The organism is Burkholderia sp. Ac-20392, assembly GCF_017104585.1.
GTDB lineage: Bacteria > Pseudomonadota > Gammaproteobacteria > Burkholderiales > Burkholderiaceae > Burkholderia > Burkholderia lata.
The window spans coordinates 1-12,458 of sequence record NZ_JAAGPB010000248.1 but is presented as its reverse complement, the minus strand read 5'-3'; the positions used below and the strand labels follow the sequence as shown (position 1 = coordinate 12,458).

Below are 12,458 nucleotides of genomic sequence, written 5' to 3'. Positions count from 1 at the left end.
ACGTCGACGACGTCGAAACCCTGCGCGCCGTAGAACGCGAGCAGGTGCGAAGCGGGATGCGGCGTATCGAGTGCGAGCAGCGTATAGCCGCGCAACGCGGCCCATTGCTCGGCGAACGACAGCAGCAGCGCGCCGATCCCGCGGCTCTGGCAATCGGGGTCCACCGCCACCTGCCGCACGCTCGCGACACCTTCGCGCCGGTACAGCGAGCACGCCGACGACGGATCGGTCGCATACAGCGTGGCCGTGCCGATCACGCGCCCGCCGCACACGGCGACGTAGCACTCGCCCGCTTCCGCGCGGCGGCGCGTGACGTCCTCGCTCTGGTCGACGCACGTGCAGTTGAGCCCCATCGCGCCGAGCCGCGCAAATGCACGATGCAGCATCGGCGTGAGTTGGGCATAGCTGTCGAAGGCCGGATCGAAACGCCGCACGATCACCCGATCGGCGCACACCGAAGGCGGCGCGGCGGGAGACCGTTCGGCGATCGCGTTCCAGGGTATCGACATTGCCTTGCTCCGTGGTTGGGATGCCCGAAGTCTATGAGCGCGCCAACCGCCCTCGCAAGAAAAAATGTCGTAAAAGTTTGGGGAAATGCGTGCGGGAGAGACGATCTAAACCGTGCGTGCCGCGGCGCCGCGTGCATCGTTGCGAACGCATGAAAGCGTGCCGATCGTTGTTTGCGCAAGCAACGCGACCGGCGGCCGGATCACGCGTCGGCGAGCACCGTTGACACACGCGGCGACACCTTCCAGACTCGCGGATTCCTTCCTTCACCGAGCGCGCTCATGATCACCTGCTTCCTTCGCTACGTCGTCGATCCATACAAGCTCGACCAGTTCGAAACGTACGGCAAGATGTGGATTCCGCTCGTCGAACAGTTCGGCGGCACGCATCACGGCTACTTCCTGCCATCCGAAGGGGCGAACAACATCGCGCTCGCGATGTTCTCGTTCCCGAGCCTCGCCGAATACGAGCGCTACCGCGAACGCTCGATGGACGATCCGGCGTGCCAGGCCGCGTTCCGCTACGCCGAGGAAACACGCTGCATCGTCAGCTACGAGCGCAGCTTCTTCCGGCCGGTGTTCGAGTAACGGGCAAGCGCCCGGCGCATCGCGCCCCCTTTCCTGACCCGGACGAAAAAAAGCCCCGCCTGCATCCGCGCGGCGGGGCCAACCCATGTCAGTAGAGACATCATGGAGGAGACGGGCCCATCTTATCGACCACGGCCCGCTGCCCCAACCAAGCATTTCTGCTATCGATCTGGGCAGCCGCGCACACGATTGCCCCTGCCTTGCGGCATATCGATAGAACGAAAAGTCGTTTTCAGAGTGGCGGCGGGGTCGTTACCATCTGGTTTTAAGCCTGTGCTTAGCCGGGCAAGCCATCCCCAAGGAGCGCCCCTTGACTGCATTCGATCAACACCGCCGCCCGTTCGTCGTCGGCATTGGCGGTACCACCCGGGCAGCGTCGTCGACCGAACGCGCGCTGTCGTTCGCGTTGCGCGGTGCGCAGGCGGCCGGCGCACGCACACGGCTGTTCGACGGTCCGTTCCTGCATACGCTGCCGCACTACGCGCCCGAACACAAAGCGCTGACCGACGCGCAGCGCGACCTGATCGACGCCGTGCGCCAGGCCGACGCGATCATCATCGCGACGCCCGGCTATCACGGCGGCGTCTCCGGCCTCGTGAAGAACGCACTCGACACGCTCGAGGAGCTGCGCGCGGACGATCGCCCCTATCTCGACGGCCGCGCGGTCGGCCTGATCGTCACCGCGTACGGCTGGCAGGCGGCCGGCACCGTGCTGACGTCGCTGCGTTCGATCGTGCATGCGCTGCGCGGCTGGCCGACGCCGTTCGGTGCGACCGTGAATACGCTCGAAACGCGCTTCGACAGCGCCGACAGCTGCTCGGATCCGAAGGTCGTCGCCCAGCTCGAGACGGTCGGCGCGCAGGCGGCCGAATTCGCGCTCGCGTTCGCATCGCATCGCGCGGCTTCGCATGCGGCATCGGTCGACGCGCTCGCGCCCGTGCTGAAGATCGCCAACCAGTAATTTCCCCGCCTTCCACCGCCCGCGCCTGGCCGACCACGTTCGCCGGCGCGGGCGGTGCACATTCGGACCAACGGCCACGCGCCGTGCACGCCGACGCTTCTCCCCGCTTGCCCTTCCCCGCGACCCGTGCCGATAACGATTCGGCCCGCTGCGTGATTTGCATTGGCCGAAAGATTGGTTCACGCCGCGCGCGGGTTTTCGTACGCTGAACCTCCGAACTTTCTCCGCGCACGCCATGAACCGTACGATCCGCTACAAGGGCTACGAAGTTGCCCCCGCTGCCGCCCGGTTGCCGAACGGGCTGTTCGCCGCCAACCTGACGATCGAGAAGGCGAGCGGCGGCCCGTCGCCGCGCGCCGTTTCGTTCGACGCGATCGATTTCTTCTTCGAGGAAGAGCACGCGCTGGCCTACGCGTCCCGCTGGGGCCGTCTCTGGGTCGACACGAACGCGTGACGCACGCCTGGCCGGCGTGCACATGGCCGCTCGAAAATACGCGTTTACGGAAGCTATGCAAGAATCTTTCGACCCGTAAACGTATGACAACAGCCATGAGTGACACGCTGCAGGAAGAGCATGCAGCCGCAGATCACGCAATGCGCAACTGGACCTTCGAGAAGCAAGGTCCGGTACGGATCGGTTCCGATGCGCACATGCAGATGTTCTGTCGCATGCTGCTCGACACACACAACCCGTACAAACCGGCGGTGATCGACTGGCCGGCGCTCAAGCCCGCCGAGCTCAAACGGCTCACGTCGCTGCCGATCTGGGACATCGCGGTGCAGACCGAAGGCCGCGCATCGATCCGCGTGGCGACCTATGCGGCGACGATCGGCAATCCGCTGCTGCGCCGCGCACTCGAGATGGACGGCGGCGAGGAAGCGCGCCACAAGGTCGTGCTGTCGAAGCTCGTCGAGGCATACGGCATCCGGCTCGCTCCCGAGCCGGCATACCCTGCGCCGAAAGATCCCGAGTGGTGGTGGGTCGTCACGGGCTTCAGCGAATGCATCGACAGCTTCTTCGCGTTCGGCCTGTTCCGTTCCGCGCAGCGCTCCGGCTATTTCCCGCCCGAACTCGTCGACACCTTCGAGCCGGTGATCCAGGAAGAAGGCCGCCACATCCTGTTCTTCGTGAACTGGTATGCGTGGTACTGGCGCTCGCTCCCGTGGTGGCGCCGACCGTGGTTCTTCGCACGGGTCGCGGCCGTGTGGGTGCACTTGATCCGGGAGCGCATCGGCATCGCGCGCGGCATCGATTCCGACGGCGTCGCACGTGACGCGAACTTCCCGGCGACCGGCACCGGCGACATCGGCGACGCGCTCAACCCGCGCGAGCTGATCGAACTGTGCCTCGCCGAGAACGACCGGCGAATGGCCGGCTACGACAAGCGCCTGCTGCGCCCGATGTTCGTACCGCGCATGGCGCGGTTTGCGCTGCGGTTTCTCAAGAAGTAAGGAAGCCGGTCCGGGCAAGCGTCCGGTTGCCCAGGTGCCCGGTTGCCAGGTCGGGCAACCGGGCAACGCCCGCTCGGCGATCGAAACGCCGGGCCGCCTGAATCCCGCACCGACCTGCCCCCTGCCGGGTGTGGCGTCCCCGACACACTCACTCTCGCCCTTTTTTCCAGCGCTTCGGCGCGCGCGGACAGATTGTCACACCCGGGATTTGACGAATCGGGGACGCCACGGTCGACGCCCGACTGCGTTTTTGACAACCTGTCGCCAGCAGGCGCACCGCCGACGCAGGTCACGCCTCCCTGACGGATTCGCCCTGTTTTCGAACCCCGTCCGATTGTCACCATCGACGAAATAGTCAATAGGACAAATTCGAAAGGCGAATGGTGACGGTCCGATCCACCTCCCCGTAGCACTTTTTTACAAATTCGACGAGCCAGCCGGCCCGGAACGCCCGTCGCGCGGGCCATCGCAGCGGACGAGATGCGCAAATCAGCACAGCCCGACGTTCCGAATTTCAGATTAAATTGATTTATAGATAATCCAGAAAATCAGCAGAAAATCGACCATCAAGCCGCGAATTAACAAATTAACAAAATAGCAATCATATTATCCATTAGCACGACCACCAACATTACAAAACGAAAGGATCACTTATCTCGCAAACGTTTGCTATTTCATTTGTCTTACTATTGATCCTGCCCAATGTGTAACCCAACGCACGAAACTCATGCAACACCATGATTCTTATGAGAAAAGCAGAAAAACTCAGGCCGACCTCAAACCCTACATTAAACATTCTTACAACTTTCCAATACATTCTTAGCCGATACATCAAAACGCGATGTATTAACCATCCTTTAACTTTCAAAACCCGCTATTTATCACTTTTTATCAATCTGAAAAATCCTCCTCCAATAAACTCCGCCCATCAATTTTGAGATTCGCGCGAGCGCACGGAGTATTCCTCTAACGAAAGAGACCGGTGTGTGGCGTGCATATTTGGAGGTAGCAGGACATGAACCGCACATACCGCTCGATCTGGAACGAAGCCCTGGGCGCGTGGGTCGCCGCATCGGAACACGACTCGGCACGTGGCAAGCCGAACAAGTCGGCCGTCGTCAAGGCCGTCGCGGCCGCTGTGCTCGTAGCGGGGGCAGCCACCGGCAACGTTGCGCATGCGCAGTATGCGGCGGGCAATGGCGGCGGGAGCAGCGTCGTCGCAAGCGGCGGACAGGCGATCGCGATCGGTGGCAATAGCGGCAGCACGACGACGGCCAGCGGCGCAACGTCCATCGCGATCGGCGCGAACGCGACGGCATCGGGCAACTATTCCCAGGCATTCGGTCAGGCCACGACGGCTACCGGCGCAAGTGCGATCGGCATCGGCTCCGGCGCGAAGGCACTGAACACGGGCGCGACTGCCGTCGGCAACGACACCACAGCGTCGGGCTCCAGCGCGATCGCAATCGGCGGCGGCAACAGCTCGGGCACGGGCGGCGCCGTGGCGTCCGGCACCAACTCGATCGCGCTCGGCCGGTTCTCGAATGCGTCCGCCAGCGGCGCGAACGCAATCGGCAACAACGCGACCGCCAGCGGCACCGACTCCGTCGCTTTCGGCACCAACAGCACGGCGAACAATACTTCCGTCGCGGTTGGCCGCGGGGCATCGGCCACGGGCACGAACGGGTCGATCTCGGTCGGTAATGCGGCCACGTCGACGGGCACGGGTGCAATCGCGATGGGTAACGTCGGCAGCTTCGCGGCCACCACGGTGGCTAGCGGCTCGGACGCGGTTGCGCTCGGTAACGGCTCAACGGCCAGCGGCAGCTCCGGCGCCGTGGCTGTCGGCTCGGCAGCCGTGGCGTCGAACTCTTACGCAACGGCCTTCGGCTCGAATTCGACTGCTTCGGGTGCGGGTTCCGTTGCATTCGCGCAAAACGCCAATGCAACGACCACCAACGCCATCGCCATCGGCGTCGGCTCGACCGCGAACGTCGCGAACTCGGTTGCGCTCGGCAGCAGCTCGGTGACGAACAGCACCGCGTCGGCGACGAGCGGCGGCAACTCCACCGTCACCAGCACCACGATCGGCGGCCAGACGTTCGGCAACTTCCAGGCCGGGGCGGCGGCGGGCGGCATTGTCAGCGTCGGTCAGGTCAACGCGGAACGCCGAATCCAGAACGTTGCCGCAGGCCTCGTCAGCGCGACCAGCACCGATGCCATCAACGGCAGCCAGCTCTACGCGGTGGCAAGCACGACGACGTCGAACATCACGAGCCTGTCGACGTCGGCGTCGACCGGCCTGTCGTCGGCCAACAGCTCGATCACGTCGCTCTCGACTTCTACGTCGACGGGTCTCTCGTCGGCCAACAGCTCGATCGGCTCACTGTCGACCGGCCTCTCGTCGACCAATAGCTCGGTCACCTCGCTGTCGACCTCCACGTCGACGGGCCTGTCGTCGGCTAACAGCTCGATCAAGTCGCTGTCCACGTCGACCTCGACGGGTCTGTCGTCGGCCACCAGCTCGATCACGTCGCTGTCGACCTCCACGTCGACCGGTCTGTCGTCGGCCACCAGCTCGATCGGCTCGCTGTCCACCGGCCTCTCGTCGACCAATAGCTCGGTCACTTCGCTGTCGACCTCCACGTCGACCGGTCTGTCGTCGGCCACCAGCTCGATCGGCTCGCTGTCGACCGGCCTCTCGTCGACCAATAGCTCGGTCATCTCGCTGTCGACCTCCACGTCGACCGGTCTGTCGTCGGCCACCAGCTCGATCGGCTCGCTGTCGACCTCGACCTCGACCGGCATCGGCTCGCTGTCGACAGGCCTCAGTTCGACCAACAGCTCCGTCACCTCGCTGTCCACCTCGACCTCGACTGCGATCAGTACCGCGAAGACGCACTACTACAGCGTCAACGACGGCGGCACGCAGCAGGCCAACTACAACAACGACGGTGCAACGGGCGTCAACGCGCTCGCCGCCGGCGTGGGCGCAACTGCCGCAGGCGGCAGCAGTGTCGCGGTTGGCAACAACGCAGCTGCACCGGGCCTTTATGCAATAGCGATCGGCAATGCCGCGTCCGCCACCGCGCAAGACTCGACTGCGATCGGCAGAAACGCGAGCACCACGGCCGTCGCGGCTGTCGCAATCGGTGTCAATGGGCTCGCGGGGCAGCAAGCCGTTGCCATCGGTAATAACTCCACGGCCACCGCACTGGCCAGCGTCGCACTGGGTGACACGGCCACGGCCACTGCGCAGCAGGCTTTGGCGATCGGCTCCGGAGCGGTTGCGACGAATACGCGATCCGTTGCGTTGGGCACGCTGTCCAGTGCAACCGGCGCCAACTCGGTTGCGATCGGCTACAAATCGACCGCTCAGTACACGGGTGCGGTGGCGATCGGCACCGGCAGCGTGACGGGCGCGGCAGCCCCGACGACGGCGGCCTACGCCACGGGTCAGACAGCCAACGGTGGCGAAGTCTCGGTCGGCGGCGGCACGGCTGCAACCAACCGGCGCATCACGAACGTGGCGGATGGCTCCGCCCCGACTGACGCCGTGACGGTCGCACAGCTCAGCACCAGCAGTGCCAGCCTCTCGACCGGAATCTCGTCGGCCAACAGCTCGATCGGTTCGCTGTCGACTTCCACGTCGACTGGCCTGTCGTCGGCTACCAGCTCGATCGGTTCGCTTTCCACCGGCCTCAGCTCGACGAATAGCTCGGTGACGTCGCTGTCGACTTCCACGTCGACCGGCCTGTCGTCGGCCACCAGCTCGATCGGTTCGCTTTCCACCGGCCTCAGCTCGACGAATAGCTCGGTGACGTCGCTGTCCTCGTCGACTTCGACGGGTCTGTCATCGGCCACCAGCTCGATCGGTTCGCTGTCCACCGGCCTCAGCTCGACGAATAGCTCGGTGACGTCGCTGTCGACTTCCACGTCGACCGGTCTGTCGTCCGCCACCAGCTCGATCGGCTCGCTGTCCACCGGCCTCAGCTCGACGAATAGCTCGGTGACCTCGCTGTCGACTTCCACGTCGACGGGTCTGTCGTCGGCCACCAGCTCGATCGGTTCGCTTTCCACCGGCCTCAGCTCGACGAATAGCTCGGTAACGTCGCTGTCCTCGTCGACTTCGACGGGTCTGTCATCGGCCACCAGCTCGATCGGTTCGCTGTCCACCGGCCTCTCGTCGACCAATAGCTCGGTCACTTCGCTGTCGACTTCGACCTCGACGGGCCTGTCATCGGCTAACAGTTCGATCACCTCGCTGTCGACTTCCACGTCGACGGGTCTCTCGTCGGCCAACAGCTCGATCACCTCGCTGTCCACCTCGACCTCGACGGGTCTGTCGTCGGCCACCAGCTCGATCGGCTCGCTGTCCACCGGTCTTAGCTCGACGAATAGCTCGGTGACGTCGCTGTCGACTTCGACTTCGACGGGCCTGTCGTCCGCCAATAGCTCGATCGGCTCGCTGTCGACCGGCCTCTCGTCGACCAACAGCTCGGTCACTTCGCTGTCGACCTCCACGTCGACGGGTCTGTCGTCGGCTAACAGCTCGATCACCTCGCTGTCGACTTCCACGTCGACGGGTCTGTCGTCGGCTAACAGCTCGATCGGTTCGCTGTCGACCGGCCTCAGCTCGACGAATAGCTCGGTGACGTCGCTGTCCTCGTCGACTTCGACGGGTCTGTCGTCAGCCAACAGCTCGATCACCTCGCTGTCCACCTCGACCTCGACCGGTCTGTCGTCGGCCACCAGCTCGATCGGTTCGCTGTCCACCGGCCTCAGCTCGACGAATAGCTCGGTAACGTCGCTGTCCTCGTCGACCTCGACGGGTCTGTCGTCGGCTAACAGCTCGATCACTTCGCTGTCGACTTCCACGTCGACGGGTCTGTCGTCAGCCACCAGCTCGATCGGTTCGCTGTCCACCGGCCTCAGCTCGACGAATAGCTCGGTGACGTCGCTGTCCTCGTCGACTTCGACGGGTCTGTCGTCAGCCAACAGCTCGATCACCTCGCTGTCCACCTCGACCTCGACCGGTCTGTCGTCGGCCACCAGCTCGATCGGTTCGCTGTCCACGGGCCTCAGCTCGACGAATAGCTCGGTGACGTCGCTGTCCTCGTCGACTTCGACAGGCCTCTCGTCGGCCAACAGCTCGATCACCTCGCTGTCCACCTCGACCTCGACCGGTCTGTCGTCGGCCACCAGCTCGATCGGCTCGCTGTCCACGTCGACCTCGACTGCGATCAATGCCGCGAAGACGCACTACTACAGCGTCAACGACGGTGGCGTGCAACAAGCCAATTACAACAACGACGGCGCAACGGGCATCAACTCGCTCGCAGCCGGTGTAGCCGCCACTGCCGCGGGCGCGAGCAGCGTCGCCGTCGGCAATGCTGCGAACGCAGCAGGCGCAAGCAGCGTCGCCGTCGGCAATGCCGCGAACGCGAACGCAAGCAGCGCGGTCGCGATCGGCCCGAACGCCGTCGCGAGCAACGTCGGCAGCGTCGCGCTGGGCAGCGGCTCCGTCACGGCCGCGGCCAACCCGACACCTACCGGTACCGTCGGCGGTGTAACCAGCACGTTCGCAGGCGGCAATCCGACGAGCGTGGTCAGCGTTGGCAGTTCGACCAACCAGCGCCAGGTCACGAACGTTGCGGCCGGCGCGATCTCCTCGACCAGTACCGACGCCATCAACGGCTCGCAGCTCTTTGCGACCAATACGGCCCTGGATTCGCTGTCGACGACGGTGTCGTCGTCCAGCAGCGCAATCTCGTCGCTGTCGACCGGTATTGGTTCGCTGTCGACTGGCCTGAGCTCGACCAACAGTTCGGTCACGTCGCTTTCGACTTCCACGTCGACGGGGTTGTCGTCGGCCAATAGCTCGATCACGTCGTTGTCCACCTCGACGTCGACGGGTCTGTCGTCGGCAAACAGCTCGATCACCTCGCTGTCCACCTCGACGTCGACCGGCCTGTCGTCGGCTAACAGCTCGATCACTTCGCTGTCCACCTCGACCTCGACGGGTCTGTCGTCGGCCAATAGCTCGATCACGTCGCTGTCCACCTCGACCTCGACGGGTCTGTCGTCGGCCAATAGCTCGATCACGTCGTTGTCCACCTCGACCTCGACCGGTCTCTCGTCGGCTAACAGCTCGATCACTTCGCTGTCCACCTCGACGTCGACTGGCCTCTCGTCGGCCAACAGCTCGATCGATTCGCTGTCCACCTCGACATCGACGGGTCTGTCGTCGACGAACAGCTCAGTCTCGTCGCTGTCCACCTCGACCTCGACCGGCCTGTCGTCGGCTAACAGCTCGATCACTTCGCTGTCGACCTCGACGTCGACGGGTCTGTCTTCGGCCAACAGCTCGATCGATTCGCTGTCCACCTCGACCTCGACGGGTCTGTCGTCGACGAACAGCTCAGTCGCGTCGCTGTCCACCTCGACCTCGACCGGTTTGTCATCGGCTAACAGCTCGATCACCTCGCTGTCGACCTCGACATCGACCGGCCTCTCTTCGGCCAACAGCTCGATCGATTCGCTGTCGACCTCGACGTCGACGGGTCTGTCGTCGGCTAATAGCTCGATCACGTCGCTGTCCACCTCGACGTCGACCGGCCTGTCGTCGGCTAATAGCTCGATCACCTCGCTGTCGACCTCGACGTCGACCGGCCTCTCGTCGGCCAACAGCTCGATCGATTCGCTGTCGACTTCGACCTCGACGGGTCTGTCGTCGACGAACAGCTCAGTCTCGTCGCTGTCCACCTCGACATCGACCGGTCTCTCGTCGGCTAACAGCTCGATCACTTCGCTGTCGACCTCGACCTCGACGGGTCTGTCGTCGGCTAATAGCTCGATCACGTCGCTGTCCACCTCGACCTCGACCGGCCTCTCTTCGGCCAACAGCTCGATCGATTCGCTGTCGACTTCGACCTCGACGGGTCTGTCCTCGGCTAATAGCTCGATCACATCGTTGTCGACCTCCACGTCGACCGGTCTCTCTTCGGCCAACAGCTCGATCGATTCGCTGTCGACCTCGACATCGACGGGTCTGTCGTCGACGAACAGCTCAGTCTCGTCGCTGTCCACCTCGACCTCGACGGGCCTGTCGTCGGCTGACAGCTCGATCACGTCGCTGTCGACCTCGACCTCGACCGGCCTGTCGTCGGCCAACAGCTCGATCACCTCGCTGTCGACCTCGACCTCGACGGGTCTGTCGTCGGCTAACAGCTCGATCGATTCGCTGTCGACTTCAACCTCGACGGGTCTGTCGTCGACGAACAGCTCAGTCTCGTCGCTGTCGACCTCGACCTCGACCGGCCTCTCGTCGGCTAACAGCTCGATCGATTCACTGTCGACTTCGACTTCGACGGGCCTGTCGTCGGCCAACAGCTCGATCACGTCGCTGTCCACCTCGACCTCGACGGGTCTGTCGTCCGCCAACAGCTCGATCACCTCGCTGTCGACTTCGACCTCGACCGGCTTGTCGTCGGCCAACAGCTCGATCGATTCGCTGTCGACCTCGACCTCGACGGGTCTGTCGTCGACGAACAGCTCAGTCTCGTCGCTGTCGACCTCGACCTCGACCGGCCTCTCGTCGGCTAACAGCTCGATCGATTCACTGTCGACTTCGACTTCGACGGGCCTGTCGTCGGCCAACAGCTCGATCACGTCGCTGTCCACCTCGACCTCGACGGGTCTGTCGTCCGCCAACAGCTCGATCACCTCGCTGTCGACTTCGACCTCGACCGGCTTGTCGTCGGCCAACAGCTCGATCGATTCGCTGTCGACCTCGACCTCGACGGGTCTGTCGTCGACGAACAGCTCGGTCTCGTCGCTGTCCACCTCGACCTCGACCGGCCTGTCGTCGGCTAACAGCTCGATCGATTCGCTGTCCACGTCGACTTCGACCGGCTTGTCGTCGGCTAACAGCTCGATCACGTCGCTGTCGACTTCGACCTCGACCGGCCTGTCGTCGGCCAACAGCTCGATCACCTCGCTGTCGACTTCGACCTCGACCGGCCTGTCGTCGGCCAACAGCTCGATCACCTCGCTGTCGACTTCGACCTCGACCGGCTTGTCGTCGGCGAACAGCTCGATCACCTCGTTGTCGACCTCGACCTCGACGGGCTTGTCATCGGCGAACAGCTCGATCGATTCGCTGTCCACGTCGACCTCGACGGGTCTGTCGTCGGCCAACAGCTCGATCACGTCGCTGTCGACTTCGACTTCGACGGGTCTGTCGTCCGCCAACAGCTCGATCGATTCGCTGTCGACTTCGACCTCGACCGGCCTCTCGTCGGCGAACAGCTCGATCACGTCGCTCTCGACCTCGACCTCGACCGGCCTCTCGTCGGCCAACAGCTCGATCACGTCGCTCTCGACCTCGACCTCGACCGGCCTCTCGTCGGCCAACAGCTCGATCACGTCGCTCTCGACCTCGACCTCGACCGGCCTCTCGTCGGCCAACAGCTCGATCACGTCGCTCTCGACCTCGACCTCGACGGGCCTCTCGTCGGCCAACAGCTCGATCGGCTCGCTCTCGACCTCGACTTCGACGGGCCTCTCGTCGGCTAACAGCTCGATCGGCTCCCTGTCGACTTCGACCTCGACCGGCCTGTCGTCGGCCAACAGCTCGATCAGTTCGTTGTCGACTTCGACCTCGACCGGCCTCTCGTCGGCAAACAGCTCGATCACGTCGCTGTCGACCTCAACCTCGACCGGCATCAACTCGCTGTCCACCGGCCTGAGCAGCACGAACAGCACGATCCTGTCGCTGTCCACGTCGACGTCGACCGGCATCGGCTCGCTGTCCACCGGCCTTAGCAGCACGAACAGCTCGGTGTCGTCGCTGTCGACCTCGACCTCGACCGCAATCAACGCTGCGAAGACGCACTACTACAGCGTCAACGACAACGGCGTGCAGCAAAGCAACTACGCCAACGACGGCG

Annotated in this window: 6 protein-coding genes; 5 read left to right on the top strand and 1 reads right to left on the bottom strand. The window is 63.9% G+C overall.

The annotated features are described in order from the left end of the window. Positions 1-509: GNAT family N-acetyltransferase (locus G3N99_RS24055; protein ID WP_206123640.1), on the bottom strand; the 509-nt coding region annotated here is incomplete at its 3' end. Between the two features lie 279 nt (positions 510-788). On the opposite strand from G3N99_RS24055, the gene G3N99_RS24050 reads away from it, so the two are divergent. The 5 genes from G3N99_RS24050 to G3N99_RS24030 all read left to right on the top strand — a co-directional run. After that, on the top strand, positions 789-1,094 hold the full coding sequence (locus G3N99_RS24050; protein ID WP_059622447.1) for an NIPSNAP family protein: 306 nt from the start codon (positions 789-791) through the stop codon (positions 1,092-1,094). Between the two features lie 310 nt (positions 1,095-1,404). Next, a complete protein-coding gene (locus G3N99_RS24045) occupies positions 1,405-2,055 on the top strand; it encodes an NAD(P)H-dependent oxidoreductase (RefSeq protein WP_206123639.1) in 651 nt (216 codons plus the stop codon). Between the two features lie 235 nt (positions 2,056-2,290). Further along, the gene (locus G3N99_RS24040; RefSeq protein WP_011354057.1) at positions 2,291-2,509 is read left to right on the top strand and encodes a hypothetical protein; all 219 of its coding nucleotides are present in this window, start codon (positions 2,291-2,293) and stop codon (positions 2,507-2,509) included. 95 nt (positions 2,510-2,604) lie between these two features. Continuing rightward, positions 2,605-3,507: a ferritin-like domain-containing protein gene (locus tag G3N99_RS24035; RefSeq protein ID WP_174936218.1), complete on the top strand. Its 903-nt coding sequence runs from the start codon at positions 2,605-2,607 to the stop codon at positions 3,505-3,507. 1,015 nt (positions 3,508-4,522) lie between these two features. Continuing rightward, a partial coding sequence (locus tag G3N99_RS24030; RefSeq protein ID WP_206123641.1) for an ESPR-type extended signal peptide-containing protein occupies positions 4,523-12,458 on the top strand: 7,936 nt, incomplete at its 3' end.

What these genes read in the sequence shown, in the direction of transcription:
- G3N99_RS24050 (WP_059622447.1), top strand. Translation starts at nt 789, where the DNA reads ATGATCACCTGCTTCCTTCGCTACGTCGTCGATCCATACAAGCTCGAC.
- G3N99_RS24040 (WP_011354057.1), top strand. Translation starts at nt 2,291, where the DNA reads ATGAACCGTACGATCCGCTACAAGGGCTACGAAGTTGCCCCCGCTGCC.
- G3N99_RS24035 (WP_174936218.1), top strand. Translation starts at nt 2,605, where the DNA reads ATGAGTGACACGCTGCAGGAAGAGCATGCAGCCGCAGATCACGCAATG.